The sequence below is a fragment of the Anaerotruncus sp. 1XD42-93 genome, from assembly GCF_009917605.1.
Lineage (GTDB): Bacteria > Bacillota > Clostridia > Oscillospirales > Ruminococcaceae > Anaerotruncus.
Window position 1 is genome coordinate 79,915 of the sequence record NZ_QZEG01000008.1, and the last position, 18,294, is coordinate 98,208.

Genomic DNA, 18,294 nt, shown 5'->3' on the forward strand with positions numbered 1-18,294 from the left:
AACGGAGGAATTCCATTGGCACAACGCAAAAAGAAATCCGCATCCAACCCCAAACGCGCCGGGCTTGTCTCCCTGATCAGCGCAGCGGTGCTTTTCGTCCTCGTCCTGCTCAACCAGGCGATGGGCGGCCGGCTCCCGCTCCCGTCTGCCGAGACGCTCGAAACCAGCATCAATTCCGCGCTCGATGAGCTATACGATCAGGCTGGCCTTTCCTCCGTTCCAACCGAGGCGGAGGGCGACCTGCTGGTCCATTTCATCGACGTGGGGCAGGCGGACTGTGAGCTGATCCAGACCCCTGAACAGAATGTGCTGATCGACGCAGGAGAAATCGGGGAAGGCCCTGCCATCATCGACTATCTCAAGGCGCAGGGGGTCTCCCGGCTCGACATGGTGATCGCCACCCATCCGCACGCCGACCACATCGGCAGCATGGCGGAGGTCATCGACGCATTCGAAATCGGCACAGTGCTTTTTTCAGACGTGCCGGACAACCTGATCCCCACCACACGCACCTATGAGCGCCTGCTGGATGCGATCGAGCGCAAGAATCTCAAAATCACCCTCGCTGAACCGCGCTCCCGGTATGACCTGGGCGGCGGCGCGGCCATGACCATCCTCGGCCCTCTGGTTGAGGAACCCGAGGGCCTGAACGATACCTCGGTTATCTGCCGGCTGGACTTCGGGTCCACCTCGTTCCTTTTCACCGGGGACGCGGAGAAGCCAAATGAAAACGCCCTGCTCAAAGCCTACGATTCCAGCCTGCTGCGCGCCGACGTCCTCAAGCTGGGGCACCACGGAAGCAGCACCTCCAATCAGGAAAAATGGGTGGATGCGGTCGATCCGCGGGTGGCGGTCGCGGAGCTTGGCAAGGACAATACCTACGGTCATCCGCATACTGAGGTTGTCCGCCTTCTGGAGGAGCGGGACATCCTCCTCTACCGCACCGACCTGAACGGAACCATCGTGTTCGGGAGCAATGGTGAAACGCTCCAGGTCACCTGCGAACGGAACCAGCGTGTTTGGTAGCGATCGTGAAACGTTACAAATCATCTGCGAACGGGGCGCAGAAAATTGATGCGTATTTATGGACAGATCGTTCCTGTCCGGCACTCCGCATTGACATCCCCACAGCGATCTTTTATACTAAAATCAACAGAGGGGCGGCCTGCCCCAACCTTAGAGAAAGGATGATTTTTTATGTCTATTCTGGTCACTGGCGGCGCCGGTTATATCGGTTCCCACACCTGCGTTGAACTGCTGAACGCGGGGAAAGAGGTTGTCATCCTCGACAATTTTGTCAACTCCAAGCCGGAAGTGCTCGACCGTATCCGCAAAATCACCGGGAAGGATTTCCGGTTCTATGAGGTCGACCTGCTCGACCGGGAAGGGATCGACCGGGTCTTCTCCGAAAACCAGATCGACGCGGTGATCCATTTTGCCGGATTGAAAGCGGTCGGCGAATCCTGCAAAATCCCCCTGCGGTACTACCACAACAACCTGACCGGCACCTTCCTGCTCTGCGAAGTGATGGCGGCGCATGGCTGCAAAAAGATCGTCTTTTCCTCCTCAGCTACCGTCTATGGGATGCACAACCAGGTCCCGTTCCGGGAGGATATGCCCCTCTCGACCACCAATCCTTATGGCGCAACCAAACTGTTCATCGAGCAGATTCTGACCGACCTGCACGCGGCCGACCCCGAATGGAGCGTTGCCCTGCTGCGGTATTTCAACCCGATCGGCGCACACAAAAGCGGCCTGCTCGGTGAGGACCCCAACGGGATCCCAAACAACCTGCTTCCGTATATTGCACAGGTCGCAACCGGCAAACTGGCGGAACTTTCGGTGTTTGGGGACGACTACGACACGCCGGATGGGACCGGCGTACGGGACTATATCCATGTGGTGGACCTCGCGGTCGGCCATCTGAACGCGCTCGACTATATCATGGACAAAACCGGCGTCGAAGCGGTCAACCTCGGCACCGGGCATGGCTATTCGGTATTGGAGATCGTCCGGGCGTTTGAAAAGGCGAGCGGGCGGAAGGTGCCCTATCGCATCGCGCCCCGCCGCCCTGGCGACATCGCAACCTCCTATGCGGACAGCTCGAAAGCCAAGCGTCTGTTTGGTTGGGAAGCGACCCGCACGATCGACGATATGTGCGCCGATAACTGGAATTTCAGCAGCCATAATGCCTGATCTTTGGTTGCAGATTGTCCGCAGCCATGTTATAATGTCCTGAAGGATACCTGCCTTTCCACCGCAGCACGACAAGCGCTGCGGTGGAATCTGTATTCGGGTACGCAAATCCATCCTTCCATTTTTCGAGGTATTTTTATGCATAAGAGAAAGCTGCACATCAAATCGGTTCTCAATCTCCTGCTCGGCAAGGTGGGAATCGTCTCCCTCCTGATCCTTGTCCAGATCGCGGTGCTGGTGGTCTTTATTCTGCGTCTGGTCGAGCATTTTACCGTCCTCTATATGCTGTTTGAGATTTTGAGCCTCTGTTTGGTGATCTTTCTCGTCAGTAAGGACGAAAACCCGTCCTACAAGCTGGCCTGGGTGGTTATCATTATGGCGTTCCCGATCTTCGGCGGGCTGTTCTACCTGACATTTGGCAACAAGGGACTGCCCAAAAGCCTGCTGCTGAAAATTCAGGGTGCGGAGGACTATGCCCGCCACCACCTGCAATATGACCTGCCATCCCATCCGCAGCTCAGCGCACAGTGCCCGCAATACAGCGTGCTGTCCGACTATATCACGCTCACCACCGGAACCCCGGTCTGGGAACACACCCAGGCTGAATATTTCCCGCTGGGGGAGGCCGCCTGGGAACGGATGCTGGAAGAGCTGGAAAAGGCGGAACGGTATATCTTCATGGAATATTTTATTTTGGAAGAGGGCGAGATGTGGGACCCAATCTTTGCGATCCTCAAAAAGAAAGCGGCGGCGGGGCTGGACGTACGGTTCATGTTCGACGACATCGGTTCGATCCAGACCCTGCCCCACAACTACGCCAGCCGCCTGCGGGCTGCGGGGATCAAATGCGTGGTGTTCAACCCGTTCCAGCCCCATCTGAACTCGATGATGAACTACCGCGACCACCGCAAGATTACCGTCGTGGACGGAAATGTGGGGTTTTGCGGCGGGATCAACATCGCGGACGAGTATATCAACCGGTATGAGAAACACGGCCATTGGAAGGATACCGCCGTCCTTCTGCGCGGGGATGGGGTCTGGAATCTGACCGCCCTGTTCCTTTCTCTCTGGAACTTCAGCAAGCCGACCGACGAGGAATTTGACCAGTTCAAGCCGACCATCTCCTGCGAGAGCGACGGCTTCGTCCAGCCGTTCGGGGACAGCCCGCTCGACCGGCTCAATGTTTCGGAAGAAACCTATATGCAGATCATCAGCCGGGCAACCAGATATGTCTACATCACAACCCCTTATCTGATCCTCGACAACGAGATGACAACCGCCCTTTCGATCGCTGCGCGCAGCGGGGTCGATGTGCGCATCCTCACCCCGCATGTTCCGGACAAGTGGTATGTCCATGAGGTCACCCGCTCGTTCTACCAGCCGCTGCTTGACGCCGGGGTTAAAATTTACGAATATACGCCTGGGTTCATCCATGCCAAAATGTACGTCAGTGATGACGAGGTCGCGGTCGTCGGCACCGCTAACATGGATTACCGCAGCTTTTACCTGCATTTCGAATGCGGCGTCTGCTTCTACCAGAGCAGCCTGATCCAGGATGTGAAACAGGATTTCCTCCAGACACTCACGCTTTCCCAGCAGATTCCGCTGGATTATAACCGTTCGGTCTTTTTCCTGCGGCGGGTGGTGCGGTCGCTGCTACGGCTGTTCTCCCCCATGATGTAAGGCTTTTCCCCAAAAATTGAGTAAACTTTTAAAGGAAGAAAAGACCAGCTTTCCAAAGTGCGATCGCCTGTGTTTGGTCTGGAACCAAACTTACGCTGTCTCACTGTATGGGGTTTTTGGGCTGCGTGTGCTGCTGCGGCAGCAAAAAATCAACCAAAGCCTCGGGCTTTGTTGAAAACAGAAAAAGAGAAGAGGACGCTGCAAATGCAGCGTCCTCCTTCGCTTTTATCCTGTGTTATCCGGCAATCACCACCGCACCTTCCATACCCGTAGAGGTAACCGTTTCATAGTCCGAGTAGCTATAGCCGTAGCTGTTCGCACAATAGGCAGTCATCCGCTCCTGCAGGGATGCGGGCAGGTTAGCCAGCGGCACGAGAACCTTTTTGCCGTTCTCCCTTCCTTTAAAATAGAAGCTTACAATCGCGACAGGCTCCTCTTCCCTGCAATAGAACGAGGCGTGCTCCGAAAGGGTCCGGATGTCGGAAGCATCCTCGCTCAGGAACAGATACACTCCGTCCTCCCTCTCGCCCAGGTTATCCGCAAAGCGGAGTTCGTTGATCCGTTCGGTGACATATTCCAGATCCTCCACCCTGGACATATGCCCGGACAGTGAGGACAGAACGATGCTGTCATTGACGAAGATATGGTTGCTCCTGCCGCGGTCAAACACTTCGGCGGTTACTGCGTAGCAGTCATCCCAATCGACCTCAAGCCCTTCCAGCAGATTCTTTTTGGCAAGGAACGCATAGGTATGGGTTGTGCGGTCGGTGACCGGGAAGATGCCCCAGCGGCAGAACCGTTCGCTCCCCTCCTTGGGAGGGTTCGCGAAGCAGTTCAGGATTGCGACCGGTTCGGACTGCGGGTTCTTCAGGTCTTCCAGCGTCATAGACGCCGCATCAGCCGCGATTGCATCCAGCAGCTCCTGCGATTCTTCCGCTGTCCAATCCTCGCCGATCTCCTCATGCCGGAAGCCGAACGGGTCCTGAAGCTCCCACGAGGTGACCTGCTGCCCTTTTACAAAATAGGCCGGGTTGGTCTGGGCAAGGAATTCCCCGCTTATTTCGATCGGGAGCAGCCGCTCGATTTCCTCAGACGGTATCCCGCTATACGAGCGTGAAAGGGTTTTCCCGTTTTTCAGGCGGTAGGTCAGCGACAACGAATGCCAGTAATCGTCGTATTTCTGTCCGGCGACCGCCTGGTGGAGTGCCTGCACCGCCTGGATGTTCTGCGGTTCGCGCAGCTCAACCGTTTGATAGAACGCGAGGATTTTCCAGTTGGAGGTTCCGTCCGGCAAAATCTGCTCCTCACCAAACTTTTGCGGCATACCGCCGCCGTATGTGCCGGTATAATTGATCTCGACCGACTCGATGTCCGAGATGTTTGGGACGCGCTTTTCATAGCCCAGCCCGCCGGTCATGAAGATCGCCGAAAATGCGAGGGTAAATACCGTCATTCCCACGCCGAGCGGCAGGCTGCGCAGGACGGTCTTGAACCCGCGGTTGAACACCGCTTCCAGGATCACATAGGTGAGGATGCCCCCGATCGCCGCCCAGATCAGGAACGAGGCATTCTCGCTCTGGATGAATACTGTCGCCTGTGAAAAGATCGTACCGATGACCAACCCCGCGCATAGGGTCACAGCCAGCTTGACAAAGGTCGGCAGCGCGCCCTGCGTGGTTGTGATCTCGGCTTTTTCACTGCTGCGCCGCCGGTAGAGCCGGACCGTCAGAACAAAGAGGGCTGCCGAAAGGAACAGCCAGCAGACCATCGCGAGGTTGCTGTCCGAAAACATCTGGAACTGGAAAAAGATCGGGTCCGAATCCTTCGGGAGAAGGTTTCCGTATCCGTCGTGGATGCTGTGCAGCGCGAACCGGGTGGGCATGAGCAGCATCGGCGAGAGGTTCAGAAGGTTGAGCATCGCCCGCTCGTCGGGGACAAAGCCACAGAGGAACAGCATCTCCATCATGAAACAGAGCAGGCCCAGCAGCGGCACAATGCCGAGCATGATCATGGTGTAAACAAAACTGTCGAACACGGTGCCCACCAACACACAGGCAAAGGTGGCAACCGCATAGATCGCGAATGCGCAGATCAGCCAGCCCACCATATCGAGAAGCTGGTAACCGAGCAGCGCCGGGAAGAACCCGAATTTGCAGACCTGAAAAACGGCAACCAGCAGGTTGGAAACGACCACCGGGACCGCAAGGATGGTCATGGCCGCCGCCATATTGACGGTAAGCAGCGTCCCGCGGCTGACCGGGACCGCGTGGTAGACATCGGACGCCTTCTTGCTGTGCATATAGCTGTTCAGATGCAGCGCGAGCACCAGCGGCACGATCAGAAGGATTGCAGTATAAAAGAACGCGGAGGTCGGGGTAAAGTTCCGCCCCAGCCCGAGCAGGGAGTAGTCTCCTATCAGCATTTGCAGCTCCCCTCGCCAATCGTGGTGCCCAAACACCTCCATCGCGTACTGCAATGGATAAAAGACCAGAAGCAGGGCCGAGATCAGGCCGAAATAGCCGAAGTTCCTGCGGAGCGTGCTTTTATAGAGGCCGACGAATTGTCCCTGATTAGAAAATGATGTTGTTGTAGTCATAGCCGACCGCCTCCATTTCATGTACAAATACTTCTTCGAGCGTCAACGGCACGCCCTCCGCGAATACTGCCCCCTTGGAAAGCAGATATTCCGAGGCATCTGCCGACCTGCCCCGCACGATCAGGTTGAGCAGGCTGCCGTTCCGGGAAACCTGCATCAGGTCCAGGCCGGAGAGCATCTCGTCCCCGATCCCTTCCGGGAAGGCCGCGTGCACCTTGCAGAATCCAAGCTTGAGTTCGTCAATCTCCCGCTCAAACAGGATGCGCCCTTTGTGCAGCAGGCCCACATGGTCGCAGAGGTCTTCCAGTTCGCGCAGGTTATGGCTGGTGATGAGCACCGTCATTTCCCGGGAAGCGATCTCATCCAAAAGCAGCTTGCGCACCGCGCCCCGCATCACCGGGTCCAGCCCGTCGAACGCCTCGTCGAGCAGCAGCAGGTCGGGCTGGCAGGCCAGTCCCAGCAGCAGCGCCGCCTGACGCTTCATCCCTTTTGAGAAGGTCGTGATCTTCTTTTTGGGGTCGAGCGGGAAGATATCACACAGCTTCTGGTACCGCTCGTCTGAAAAGTTGTGGTAGATGCCGCGGTAAAACCCCGCCATGTCGTTCATACTGCTCTGCGGCAGGAAGTATAGGTCGTCCGCCACGAAAAAAATCCGCTGTTTGACCGCGATATTCTCATAAACGGCCTGCCCATCGATCTGGAGCGTCCCCCCATCCGGGATATAGACCCCCGCGATCAGCCGCAGGAAGGTGCTCTTCCCTGAGCCGTTGGAACCGACCAGACCATAGATCGAACCCTTCTGTATCTGGGTGGTCAGCTCGGAGAGCGCTGTAAAATCTCCAAAGCATTTCACCAGACCGGTTGCCTGAATCATACTGATACCTCCTCGCTGTATACCGATGAGACCACTTCATCCACCTGCGGACGGGTCAGACCAGTCCGCTTCCCCTCCGAAACGGCATCCCGAATCTTTTCAACACTCTGTCTGCTGAGGATCTCGCGTGCTCCTTCTCCCGGTGCAACAAAACTCCCTCTGCCCGATACCGAATAGGTGATCCCCCGGCGCTCCAGCTCCTGGTAGGCTTTCTGCACCGTGTTCGGGTTGACTCCGAGGTCCCGCGCCAGCGTCCGCACCGAAGGAAGCTGCGTGTCCGCTTCCAACACCCCCAGGAAAATCAGTTCTGTCAGTCGCAGGATTAGTTGTTCGTAGATTGGCTGCCGGCTTTGCAGGTCCAGTTGCAGCACAAACCCCACCCCTTTTCTTAAAATGTAGTCAATACCTGCTGTATCAATCGTGCTATCTGTACTAGTTTGATTAGTACAGATCAACTATACCACACGATCTTCCAAAATGCAAGCAGAAATTTTCCTTTCTTTTTTCGCACATGCAATAAATCCGAGTAAAACAGGCACATCATACATGAAAAGTTACAAATTGGTGACAACCATTGACTTCGATTGGCAGTTTGGATTATAGTTAGGAGAGAATTTTGATTGATTTGCAGGGGGATTGACCTGATTTATGAGAAGGACAAAAATCGTATGCACGCTTGGGCCCGCTTCCAACAGCGAAGAACGCATCCGCAGCCTGATCGAAGGGGGCATGGATGTCGCCCGCTTCAATTTTTCCCATGGAACCCATGAGAGCCATCTCAAGACATTTGAAACGGTAGACCGCCTGCGCACCCAAATGGGGCTTCCGGTTGCCACCCTGCTCGATACCAGAGGTCCGGAAATCCGTCTTGGCACCTTCCAGGGCGGCAAGGCCGAGCTGGCCGCAGGTTCCCGGTTTGTGCTGACCGGCGAGGAATGTGAGGGGGACGAGACGCGCTCCTATATCAACTTCCCCGGCCTGGTCAACGATGTAAAGCCCGGCTCCACCATCCTGCTCAATGACGGCGCCATCAAGCTGACCGTCCTCGAGGTCCGGCCGCCCGAGATCGTCTGCGAGGTGGACAACAACGGCGTGATCTCCGACCGCAAGGGGGTCAATGTGCCTGGGGTCCGGCTGTCGCTTCCCTACATAAGCGAAAAAGACCGCGCGGACATCATCTTCGGTGTCCATACCGGCTTCGACTTTATCGCCGCTTCATTCACCCGCTGCGCCGCCGACATCCTCGAGATCCGCCGGCTGCTTGAACGGGAGGGCAACCACACCATCCGGATCATCGCAAAGATTGAAAACGCCGAAGGGGTCGCGAACATCGACGAGATCCTGCGGGTCGCCGACGGTATCATGATCGCGCGCGGGGACATGGGTGTCGAGGTGCCTTTCGAGGATGTCCCGGTCTTTCAGAAGCTGCTGATTAAAAAATGCTATAACATCGGCAGGATGGTCATTACCGCAACCCAGATGCTCGAAAGCATGATGCACAACCCGCGCCCGACCCGCGCGGAAGCGGCGGACGTCGCTAACGCGATCTACGACGGCACCAGCGCGGTCATGCTCTCGGGTGAGACCGCCGCAGGGGAGTTTCCGGTTGAGGCGGTCCGGACGATGGCTTCGATCGCCGAGCGGGCGGAGCGGGATATCGACTATGACAAGCGGTTCCAGATGCGCGGGATGGACGGCGGGGACATCCCCGACATCACCAACGCGATCTCCCATGCAACTGTTACCACCGCCAACGACCTCGGCGCTTCGGCGATCGTGACGGTCACCTGGTCGGGCACCACCGCACGGATGCTCTCCAAATACCGTCCGACCATTCCGGTCGTGGCCTGCACCCACCTGAAATCCACCTATTACCAGCTCGCCCTCGCGTGGGGGACCTATCCGCTGCTGGTTGATGTCAAGGAAAATACCGACGAACTGTTCTCCCATGCGGTCGACGCGGCACAGCAGGCCGGTTTCCTCGAGAACGGCAATCTTGCTGTGATTACCGCCGGGGTCCCGCTTGGGGTCAACGGCACCACCAACCTGCTCAAGGTGCATGTGGTGGGCGATATTCTGGTCAGTGGGCAGGGGATCAACAACCGTTCGGCCTTTGGTAAAGTTTGCGTTGCCCGCAACGAAGCGGAAGCGTTCGCCGGCTTTGAGGACGGAGATATTCTCGTCATCCCCTACACCACCAACGAGCTGCTCCCGCTCCTGAAAAAGGCTTCGGGCATCGTCACCGAAGCGGGCGGGCAGAACTCCCATGCCGCGATCGTCGGTATGGCGCTTGACATCCCTGTGATTGTCTTTGCCGAGAACGCAACCTCAATCCTCAAATCCTCAACCGTGGTGGAAATCGACGCGGCAGCGGGCACTGTCAGCAACAAAAGCAGAGGAAGCTGACCAGCTTCCCTTCCACCCACAGTCTTTATGCAAAGGAGCCTGTTTATGAAGCAGTCACGCTTTTCCATCCGTCTGCTCGCCCTGCTGTTCTCGGGGGCCATCGCCCTGACTACTGCGGCGTGCAGCCAGAATACCGTTGAACCGGCCCCCGGGGAATCCTCTTCGAGTGTCTCCCAGCCGGCGGGCATCCCCGCCTTTATCAACCCGCTGGGTGACGTCGACCTCAGCCGCCTCTCGACCGCTGAAAAGCCGAGTGAGGACACCCTCAACAAGATGAATGCCGCCTACGGCCAGAACAATGATGTGGTCGGATGGCTGTATCTGCCGGGTACAACGATCGACGAGGCAGTGCTCCAAGGGACGGACAACGACTACTATCTGCGCAAAAATATCACCAAGGCGTATGATTTCAACGGCTGTTACTACGCGGATTACGAATGTTCATTCGGGGACCGCAACGGCATTTCGCAGAATACCATTATCTACGGGCATAGCATGGACGACAATCCGGATGGCGACCGGTTCTCCCAGCTGAAAAAATATCTGGACCCCGAATTTTTGAAGGCCCACCCCTACCTGTATTTTTCAACGCCAGAGGATACCATGGCGTTCAAGGTATTTTCGGTCATGTATACCGATGACAACCTCGCCTACCTGCACCCCGAGATGAAAAATGCACAGTTCCTTGCGCTGGTGAAGGAGATGCGGGAGCGTTCGCAGTTCGATATTGACGTAGATGTCAACATCACCGACAAAATCCTCTCGCTCTCCACCTGTACCTATATCTACGGTTCCCGCGAGGACCAGCGGTTTGTTGTTACCGGTCGGCTGGTGCGCCCCGGTGAGGAGATGGATACGCCGATCCATGTCGAGCCAAATCCGGACCCCAAACCGCCCCAGTTCTAAAAGTTTCGCCCGCCTTTTCAAAGGCGGAATCCCCCATTGTATGGAATTTCCGGCAGAAACGGAAGAACCCCACCGGTCAAAATGGCCTGCGGGGTTCTTTTTATCCTGTATCATTCACGACATGGTCCCGGCTATGGAAGGGGACGGGAAAAGCATCTTCTTTTCATCCTCGAGGCGATGACAGGCAGAAAACCGGAAGTTACAGAAATCTGTATTTTTTGTAAACTTCAGGAAGGTTTTTCTCTACCAGTCACCTCAAAGTATTCATCACTATATCGTATTTTACTCCCGTCAAAGCCTTTTTGAATCGCCTTAACATATTCAAACGGATTTTCCATTGGCAACAGCCCTAATTCACGCTGAAGCTGTTGTACTGCCGCTTTTTGCTTATCTGTCAAAATTTTTTCTTCGCTTGCCATGTGTTCTTCAAATTTTCTCTTATCCATCCAAACGATTTGCTCCACCGGATTAGCGGTACCACAAGCCAGGATCAAGCGGATAAAATCCCCAAAATTTGCCGCCAACGGATATACGTTTTGGCCTGCGCAACTTTCGGGGTTGCAAGCAAATACCATCTCCCCATACTCCGGCAAAAAACAATACAGAATACACCCTTCAAATCCTATCGGCTCTGCATTGACAGGGTAGCAAAAGTACGGGACTGTAATATCCCCATGCTCCAAGCAGAAAAGTCCTTTATCTATGGGTGATGCCATATACTTTTCATAAACCGTTCTCATTGACCTACCTCCACAACTTCCGGTTTGCTGTCCCCCTCGTTTTCCTGTCTTCCCCCGGCGCGGAAAATCCCGCCGTCCCAGTCCCGCTCGACCCGGCATCCCGGCGGGCAGACCAAAAAACGTCCGTCCCATCTGCCGGACAGGAGCCGCCCGGCCAGACGGTTGTCCCCCTGTGTCGTTTCGAACGCCCATCCGCAGAAGGCGCACGCTTCCTGTGCCTGCTGTTCGAAATCCGTATCTTCCCCCACCGGCGACCGGATATAGATTCCGCTCTGATACTGGGAAATCCATCGGTTTTCCTCCGCAAGAAGCCAGCGGGCGTCCTCCTCTCCAAACCGGGCGGCATAATCCCGCAGCTTCTCCGCGTAGTAGGACTCCGATGGGGTGTCCGCAAAGGTGAGCCAACCGGTTGAAAACCAGTAAATCCCGCTTCGGCTGTAAAAAAATGACAGGTAACGCTCCTGCGACCCGAGCAGGATTCCGATGCAGTCGTCGGTGCGCGGGAGCACCAGCGGAACATTGCCTGCGCACAGGCCGGCGGTCCCGCCGCCGCACAGGCCGTATCCCAACAGGATCGCGTCGAGCGGAGGTTCGGCCTGCTCCAGGCGTGCAATCTCCGTCTGCACCTGTGCCCGCAGAAGATCAGGCGTGTCGTGCAGCCCCTGCCGCATCCAGACCGGAAAAAAGGTATGCCCGCAGGGCTCCATTGCCGCAGAAAGCTCCTGGCGGAGCACCTCACACGCGATCAGCCCCATCCGCATCCTGCCACCCCCCGTTTTTTCGATCCCTTCCAGACCAGCAGTGGTTTGGAAGAGGCGGACAACCGTCCACAAGCACACTCCGCATACTGAATCGTAGGAAGCAAAGCTCCCGCAGCGGTCTTGAACCGCGTGCTTCCGGTTGTTTTCAGCGCTTTGGTTCCAGTATACCGCAGTGGGGACCGGCAGTCAAACCCTGTATTTTTTGACATTCGACATTTTTTCAAAAATATTGTATCCTTTTTGAAGTCAAATCGAAAAGCCGATCGTTTTATGGGTGTAAGGCTTTTAAGGGTGGTGAGTGCAGGACAAAAATGACAAACGAAAAATTCAAGGCCCTGGTCGAGCAGCATGAACGCCTGGTGTTCACCATCTGCTATCAGCTGGTGCAGGACTACCATGAAGCCCAGAACCTCGCGCAGGAGACTTTTGTTTCTGCATTCACCCACATCGACAGCGTGAGCGAACAAAATCTGCGGGCGTGGCTGGCGCGTATCGCGACCAACAAAGCAAAGGACTTTCTCAAGAGCGCGTATAACAAGCGCGTCACCCTCTCGGAGGATATGAGCGAGCTGGACCTGCTCCGAAGCGAGAGCAGCCCTGAACGCCTCTATATCTCCGAGGAAGGGGAAGGGCATATCCGGCAGATGATTTTGAATCTAAAAGAGCCTTACCACAAGGTTTCGGTCCTGTTTTTTCTGGAGGAGCGCAGCCTGGATGAAATTTCAGAACTTCTGAACCGCCCGAAAAAGACGGTTCAGACCCAGCTCTACCGCGCGCGGCAGATGCTGCAAAAAATCTTAAAGGAGGAGGGGGTGCAGGTATGATGGAACTGTTTCAGGAGGATGGACATTTGACCCAGTATGCTCTTGATGCGTTGGTGCAGGACCTTCCGCTGGATGAACTCTCCCGGCTGGAAATCGCCGAACATCTTTCATTCTGCGATGCGTGCGTAGACAGGTATTCTCAGGCCTTGGAAAACTGCCTGCTGCTTACTCCGGAACAGCCGGTGGCGCCAAGTGTCATGCAAAGGCTCAGGCAGCGTGCGATCAAGGTCTTTTTCAATAAGTATACGACCGTCGTGGCAGCGGCCTCCTTCGCAATCGTGTTCTGGCATATCGGGGTTTTTAACATTGATATGTCCGGCGAAAGCAAGGTGCTCAATACGATGAATCAAACACTGGAACAGGTCAATCTCAGGGAGCGTGCCAACGAGCTGGCCAACCAGATCTCCGAATCGGTAGACGCTTTCTTTGAACATATCACATTTGAGAGGAGCAACAATTAAAATGAGAAAAAACGGTTTTCTTGCTTTTTGTTTTGCCTTCATTCCCGGCGGAGGGCAGATGTATCTGGGCATGATGAAAAAGGGACTCCTGCTGATGGGCCTCTTCTCTGCAATCAGCTTTGCAATGATGACCTTATATCTGGATTTCCTCGGCTGCCTGCTGCCTGTCATCTGGTTTTATTCGTTTTTCGATACCCTCAATTCCCGTTGTCTTTCCCCGGAGCAGATCAGAGAGATTGACGACAATACCACCCAGTTTTTCAACGATCTCGCGCCGAACTTTTCGATCCAGTGGGATAAATTTGGCGCCAAATTTCACCGGTATTTCGGGATCGGCCTGATCCTGTTCGGACTCTATCTGATCTTCCGCAATATCTTCCATCCCATGCTCCGGTTCCTGTTCGAACGGCTGGGGATCGACTACTGGGTGCTCACCCAGATTGTCCGCGCCCTCCCGTCGTTGGTGATCTCGATTGCGATTATCGCACTCGGCATCCATCTGGTAAAGGGCGGAAGGAAACCGGAACAGCAGGATTTTGTCGAATATAAAGGAGAGTAAAACAACATGAATAACGAACAGAATTTCAACATGGAAAATCAAAATGACTTTGTCCTATCGCAAACAGCAGCCATTCCGGAAGATGCGTCCTCCGGGCAGGAGGGCGCATCTTCCGCGGAGAAGGCGCCGCGCTTCTCCTATAAAAAATCGAAAGCCGCTCCCGGCTCCGACTGTAAAGTCGAGTGGAAGCCAACCCCTCCGGTGCGGCGGGTCGGGACCCTGACCATGGGCTTCTCTCTGATCGCGGCGGGCGTGGTCGCCCTGATTACCATCTTCAACCCGGATTTCAACCTCTCCCTCGCCTTTAAGCTCTCCCCTGTCATCTTTATTCTGCTCGGCACAGAAATTCTGATCGGCTCCATCCGCCACAAGGGAGAACGCATCCGGTTCGATTTCCTCAGCGGGTTCATCTGCTTCTGCCTGGTCTGCGGCGCCGGTGTCCTCGCCCTTGCCGGTGCGTTTATGCCCTACCTCAACCCGCAGATCTGGATTGCACGCGACCGGATCGAGTACAATACGTCGGACGAGCTGGTTTCCGCTGTCTGTGCGGTGGATGCAGTTTCCGACGCGGGCTTTTCGGTCAACCTCCCTCCCTATGCGGTTCTGACAGGCAGCATCAACGATCCGGATACCGCCAGCCTGATTCAGGTTTACTGGGGCAATGTGGACCTGATCGGCCCGTACGACAGCAAGGAGTCGTTCGCGCAGGACTGCCTGCGGGTACTCGAGGCGCTCGAAGGCTATCCCTACCGGATCAGTAATCTCAGTATCAACTGGCGTGACGAACAGCCGGCCCAGAACGGTACAGTCCGCGTCCAGTCCTACGAGCTGCACATAAACCGCCCGTCCATCCGGAACCTCTCGCTTGATGCAATCTCGAAACAGGTCATGTCCGAACAGTACTTTGTGTCGGCAGATACCGGTGAAGCCGTCTTTGAAGAGAGTACCGAGGGGATGCATCTGGAAATCGAGGCAATTCCGGAGGAGTCCGAGGTGATTCCCCAAGTGCCGGAGGAAGCTTTAGAGGATCCTTCCCTTGGGTGACAAAACCTGCCGCCCTTCTCGAACGATCTTCATAGAAAGCCCGCCTGCTCCAAAGGCGGGCTTTTTGGTATCATCGGAACCCTTCGCGCATCCTTTTAAAACCTGTGGCCTTTTGGGCCTCATGGAGCCGCCAAAGGCAGCCCTGCTTCCCCATACAGAACCGACAGATATACGCCCTGCCATACACGCCACTGTAAAGCGGAACTTTTTCGGCTGAAGAAAAACCGGATAAACTGTTAGACGCACAGCACGCTTTCAGGCTGGATTCTATGAAAACTGACCAAAAATGCAGCCGGGGGTGCGGAAAGGGGCTTGTGAAATCCGGCGGAAGATCGTATAATGGAAGAGAATAAGAATGGGTTGGTGTCGGCTGTAACTGCCGAACGGTTTTATTTGGAATATACAGGGATTTCCGGGAGGATTGCGATGAGAATGCAAGGGATCAAAAACAGTGCTTACCGCCGGCTGATGGCATTTATCCTGTCGGCGGGGCTGGTTTTCGGCGCTGCTCCGCTGGCTTATGCGGATGGGACACGGGATACCGGACCTCTGCTCAACCGGATCGAGGCGGTCAGGATGCTGATTGCGGAACTGCCTGCGCCCTCCGAAGTCAACGCGGGCAACTACAAGGAGATTTTCAGCAGATGCACCGCCGCAGCGATGCTTTATGACGCACTGGGCGACCAGAAGGACGAGGTGGACGCGAGCCGGCTACAGGCATTGCTTCTGTTTTTCGAGTCGGGTGAGGAAGCCAGCTACACGGCCAAGGGCGGGGAGCTGAATGCAGATTCCACCCTTGATGAGGTGCGGGAGGCGTTTGGACCACGGAATGCAGATGTCATTCGTGTGGGCAGCGAAACCGCAGTCGGCCTCGCACAGAATGTATCGTTCGAGCGGCGGCTTACGGTCACCTCGGGCGATTATCGGTTCGAGCTGGGGGGCCGTTCGGTTGCGGCTTCGGACGAAGCGCTTCCTGCGGTCACGGTAAAAGGCGGCAGCCTGGCCATCAAGGACAGTGGGGATCATTCCGGACCGGTCAGTGGTTCTCTCGAGGCCAAAGGCGGCAGCCTGCTGGTCGAAGCGGGACGCTTCGCCGGCGGAGAGCGGCCCGCACTGGAAATTTCCGGTCCGGATACACGAGCCGTCCTCAGCGGTGGCTCGTTTGAGGCGGGCGACGACGGTTATGCGGTCCGGATGGAGGATGGCAGGCTGTTCCTGACCGGCTCCCCTCTGATCGACGGGATCTGGCTGGGCGACGGATGCATCGTCCTGTTCGACGGCGGGCTCGAGCCGGGCATACCGATCCCGCTTTCGGTTGAAAATGCAGAACCCGGCAGAGAGGTGGCAGGTGCAGTGGAGGGTGCTCCCCTTTCGGAAAGCGACCTGGGGAAATTCACCTGCCGGGATATACGGTTCTCGCTGGGACTGAACGAAACCGGGGATGCGATCGTCCTTGTGGAGCAGGGCAGCGATCCGGATGATCCGAATCACCCAGATGACCCAGACAATCCGGATAACCCGGATAACCCAGACAATCCGGATAACCCCAACAACCCGACAGAACCGGAAGACCCGGCGGATTCGGATACGGCACAGACAGTGGGCGCGATGATTGATGCCCTGACCGATGACGCGACCCGCGAGCAGATTGCGGATGCGCTCAAGCGGTATCAGAGTCTCTCCGAGCAGGAGATGGGGAAGGTGAGCACAAGCCGCCTGAAACGCTTGGATGGCCTGGTGCAGGGGGTAATCCAGGTCAACTTCTGGACCAACTCCAGCTCGGATGGATTTGTTCGGGTCCTGTCCGAAACCTATAAAGGGCTGCTTGCAAGCCCCAAAGCGATCCGGGAGGGCAAAAAGGCCAATACGGTCAGCATGATGCTGATTCGGGATGGCGGGGCAATCACCGCAAACGACAAGCAGCTGATCGAGCAGGAGGCAGATGGTCAGAAGATCGCGGCTTATTATGACCTGAGCATGAGCAACGGCGAGACACAGGAGATCACCCGGACCCCTGCCGAACTGACTTTGAGCATCAAAATCCCGACCGAGGCGGACAACGGCAAAGAGATCGATGTGATCCGGGTGCACGACGGAAAAGCCGAGCGGCTGGATGCGGATGCGGTTTCCGGCCGGATCGAGTTTGGAACCGACCGTTTTTCGACCTATGCAGTGGTCTATACCAAGGGCACCGCTGCAAAAGACAACGCAAAGGACAAAGATAAGGAAAAAGAGAACAGTTCCTCTTCGAGTAATACGAGCAAAAATCGTTCCAATGAGGATTTCGAGGATGAGGGGGATGTCCGCGCGGCATTCTGGGAGAAGGTCAGAAACCAGATCAAGCGTGCGAACGCAGGGGATATTGTCCGGATCAACGCAAAAGCGTACACCGACATGCCCGAGACAGTGATGGCAGAGCTGCGCGACCGCGGGGATGTGGCGCTGGTCATCAACTGGGATGGTGGAGATCCAATCAGCATTCCGGCGGGTCGGGCGCCCGATTATGAGCCCGGGCGGGTGAGCTGGCCGTTCAGTATGCTTGCCCGGCTGATGAAGGAGAACGGAGAAAAGATCTCGTTCAGCCCCGAAAGCGGGGATATCTGGGAGGTTATTGCACCGACGGCGGTCGAGCCGGTGGACCCGATTGCGTCCGCCCCGGAGGAACCGGAACCAACAGATGGTGCATCCGGCGCAGAAGGTGACCCGAACCAGGCCTCTGCTTCTGCGGCGGCAGGGGATAACACCCCACCGGATGCACAGCCCGCGGCAGTGACCCTCATGGAGCCGCGGGAGGAACCCGAGCCGGAACCCCTGCCGTTGGTGGGCTCCTCCACCATCAAATATGGGGTGATCGCGACAGTCATAATTGCGCTGGTTGCGGCAGCAAGCGGTGCGGTCTGGTACCTGATTAAAAAAGAGGACCTCCTGTAAGCCCCATCTCGCATTGGAATTTTGTCCGGTTTTCTCCGCCGCCAGAGGGCGAGAGGCAACGGAAGTTTGGGTTCCAGACCAAACTTCCGGGGCGCAAGCGCCCTTCTTCGGGGGACTTCTCGGGCTTTCAGCCCGAAGCGCGCTTCGCGCGACGCCCCCTCAGTTTGCCTTACGGGCGAGGGGTCGGTGCCCCCTCCCCGTAGGCCCCTCCCTTCCGAGCCGGGTGCCGCTTTTTCCCAAAACTAAAGTTTTACTCAATTTTTTCAAAAAATTGCGGTTTCCAAGGGCAGTGAGGCAACGGAAGTTTGGGTTC

The 18,294-nt window shown here is 56.3% G+C and carries 15 protein-coding genes; 10 read left to right on the top strand and 5 right to left on the bottom strand.

The annotated features are described in order from the left end of the window. Positions 1–15: 15 nt before the first annotated feature. The 3 genes from D5269_RS05195 to cls all read left to right on the top strand — a co-directional run bounded on the left by D5269_RS05195 (position 16) and on the right by cls (position 3,879). Positions 16–1,026, top strand: a complete 1,011-nt coding sequence (locus D5269_RS05195; protein WP_120484072.1) for a ComEC/Rec2 family competence protein — start codon at positions 16–18, stop codon at positions 1,024–1,026. A gap of 171 nt (positions 1,027–1,197) precedes the next feature. After that, the gene (gene galE, locus D5269_RS05200) at positions 1,198–2,196 is read left to right on the top strand and encodes a UDP-glucose 4-epimerase GalE (protein WP_016316730.1); all 999 of its coding nucleotides are present in this window, start codon (positions 1,198–1,200) and stop codon (positions 2,194–2,196) included. 138 nt (positions 2,197–2,334) lie between these two features. Then, positions 2,335–3,879, top strand: a complete 1,545-nt coding sequence (gene cls, locus D5269_RS05205; RefSeq protein ID WP_016316729.1) for a cardiolipin synthase — start codon at positions 2,335–2,337, stop codon at positions 3,877–3,879. Between the two features lie 235 nt (positions 3,880–4,114). Here cls and D5269_RS05210 read toward each other — a convergent pair whose 3' ends face one another. Genes D5269_RS05210 through D5269_RS05220 form a run of 3 tightly spaced genes read right to left on the bottom strand, consistent with a single transcriptional unit; the run spans position 4,115 to position 7,720 of the window. Continuing rightward, the gene (locus D5269_RS05210; protein ID WP_120484073.1) at positions 4,115–6,475 is read right to left on the bottom strand and encodes a hypothetical protein; all 2,361 of its coding nucleotides are present in this window, start codon (positions 6,473–6,475) and stop codon (positions 4,115–4,117) included. Beyond that, a complete protein-coding gene (locus tag D5269_RS05215) occupies positions 6,450–7,349 on the bottom strand; it encodes an ABC transporter ATP-binding protein (RefSeq protein ID WP_120484074.1) in 900 nt (299 codons plus the stop codon). Before D5269_RS05215 ends, D5269_RS05210 begins: the two co-directional genes overlap by 26 nt. After that, the gene (locus D5269_RS05220; protein ID WP_120484075.1) at positions 7,346–7,720 is read right to left on the bottom strand and encodes a GntR family transcriptional regulator; all 375 of its coding nucleotides are present in this window, start codon (positions 7,718–7,720) and stop codon (positions 7,346–7,348) included. The genes D5269_RS05215 and D5269_RS05220 overlap by 4 nt, the downstream gene beginning before the upstream one ends. A gap of 277 nt (positions 7,721–7,997) precedes the next feature. On the opposite strand from D5269_RS05220, the gene pyk reads away from it, so the two are divergent. Then, positions 7,998–9,755: a pyruvate kinase gene (pyk, locus tag D5269_RS05225; RefSeq protein ID WP_016316725.1), complete on the top strand. Its 1,758-nt coding sequence runs from the start codon at positions 7,998–8,000 to the stop codon at positions 9,753–9,755. A 45-nt stretch (positions 9,756–9,800) separates the two neighbouring features. Further along, positions 9,801–10,661, top strand: a complete 861-nt coding sequence (locus tag D5269_RS05230) for a class B sortase (protein WP_158604869.1) — start codon at positions 9,801–9,803, stop codon at positions 10,659–10,661. A 227-nt stretch (positions 10,662–10,888) separates the two neighbouring features. Here the strand turns inward: D5269_RS05230 and D5269_RS05235 are convergent, their stop codons facing one another. Both D5269_RS05235 and D5269_RS05240 read right to left on the bottom strand, forming a co-directional pair. Then, on the bottom strand, positions 10,889–11,401 hold the full coding sequence (locus tag D5269_RS05235; RefSeq protein ID WP_016316723.1) for a hypothetical protein: 513 nt from the start codon (positions 11,399–11,401) through the stop codon (positions 10,889–10,891). Next, positions 11,398–12,162, bottom strand: a complete 765-nt coding sequence (locus D5269_RS05240; RefSeq protein WP_120484077.1) for a DUF1638 domain-containing protein — start codon at positions 12,160–12,162, stop codon at positions 11,398–11,400. Before D5269_RS05240 ends, D5269_RS05235 begins: the two co-directional genes overlap by 4 nt. A 311-nt stretch (positions 12,163–12,473) precedes the next feature. Between D5269_RS05240 and D5269_RS05245 the strand changes: the two genes are divergently transcribed. The 5 genes from D5269_RS05245 to D5269_RS05265 all read left to right on the top strand — a co-directional run bounded on the left by D5269_RS05245 (position 12,474) and on the right by D5269_RS05265 (position 17,981). Then, complete coding sequence (locus tag D5269_RS05245; protein ID WP_016316721.1) at positions 12,474–12,986, top strand: sigma-70 family RNA polymerase sigma factor; 513 nt, start codon at positions 12,474–12,476, stop codon at positions 12,984–12,986. Continuing rightward, positions 12,983–13,447, top strand: coding sequence for a hypothetical protein (locus D5269_RS05250; RefSeq protein WP_016316720.1), 465 nt, complete (start codon positions 12,983–12,985; stop codon positions 13,445–13,447). Before D5269_RS05245 ends, D5269_RS05250 begins: the two co-directional genes overlap by 4 nt. Position 13,448: 1 nt before the next feature. Then, on the top strand, positions 13,449–14,006 hold the full coding sequence (locus tag D5269_RS05255) for a hypothetical protein (RefSeq protein ID WP_120484079.1): 558 nt from the start codon (positions 13,449–13,451) through the stop codon (positions 14,004–14,006). 6 nt (positions 14,007–14,012) lie between these two features. After that, the gene (locus D5269_RS05260; protein ID WP_120484080.1) at positions 14,013–15,050 is read left to right on the top strand and encodes a hypothetical protein; all 1,038 of its coding nucleotides are present in this window, start codon (positions 14,013–14,015) and stop codon (positions 15,048–15,050) included. 426 nt (positions 15,051–15,476) lie between these two features. Beyond that, positions 15,477–17,981, top strand: a complete 2,505-nt coding sequence (locus D5269_RS05265) for a hypothetical protein (RefSeq protein WP_016316717.1) — start codon at positions 15,477–15,479, stop codon at positions 17,979–17,981. The last annotated feature ends 313 nt before the right edge of the window (positions 17,982–18,294 follow it).

Excerpts from the sequence above, each read along its gene's own strand:
- galE (WP_016316730.1), top strand. The coding sequence starts at position 1,198 with ATGTCTATTCTGGTCACTGGCGGCGCCGGTTATATCGGTTCCCACACC.
- D5269_RS05240 (WP_120484077.1), bottom strand. The coding sequence starts at position 12,162 with ATGCGGATGGGGCTGATCGCGTGTGAGGTGCTCCGCCAGGAGCTTTCT.
- D5269_RS05260 (WP_120484080.1), top strand. The coding sequence starts at position 14,013 with ATGAATAACGAACAGAATTTCAACATGGAAAATCAAAATGACTTTGTC.
- D5269_RS05245 (WP_016316721.1), top strand. The coding sequence starts at position 12,474 with ATGACAAACGAAAAATTCAAGGCCCTGGTCGAGCAGCATGAACGCCTG.
- D5269_RS05235 (WP_016316723.1), bottom strand. The coding sequence starts at position 11,401 with ATGAGAACGGTTTATGAAAAGTATATGGCATCACCCATAGATAAAGGA.
- D5269_RS05230 (WP_158604869.1), top strand. The coding sequence starts at position 9,801 with ATGAAGCAGTCACGCTTTTCCATCCGTCTGCTCGCCCTGCTGTTCTCG.
- cls (WP_016316729.1), top strand. The coding sequence starts at position 2,335 with ATGCATAAGAGAAAGCTGCACATCAAATCGGTTCTCAATCTCCTGCTC.
- D5269_RS05215 (WP_120484074.1), bottom strand. The coding sequence starts at position 7,349 with ATGATTCAGGCAACCGGTCTGGTGAAATGCTTTGGAGATTTTACAGCG.
- pyk (WP_016316725.1), top strand. The coding sequence starts at position 7,998 with ATGAGAAGGACAAAAATCGTATGCACGCTTGGGCCCGCTTCCAACAGC.
- D5269_RS05265 (WP_016316717.1), top strand. The coding sequence starts at position 15,477 with ATGAGAATGCAAGGGATCAAAAACAGTGCTTACCGCCGGCTGATGGCA.
- D5269_RS05255 (WP_120484079.1), top strand. The coding sequence starts at position 13,449 with ATGAGAAAAAACGGTTTTCTTGCTTTTTGTTTTGCCTTCATTCCCGGC.
- D5269_RS05210 (WP_120484073.1), bottom strand. The coding sequence starts at position 6,475 with ATGACTACAACAACATCATTTTCTAATCAGGGACAATTCGTCGGCCTC.
- D5269_RS05250 (WP_016316720.1), top strand. The coding sequence starts at position 12,983 with ATGATGGAACTGTTTCAGGAGGATGGACATTTGACCCAGTATGCTCTT.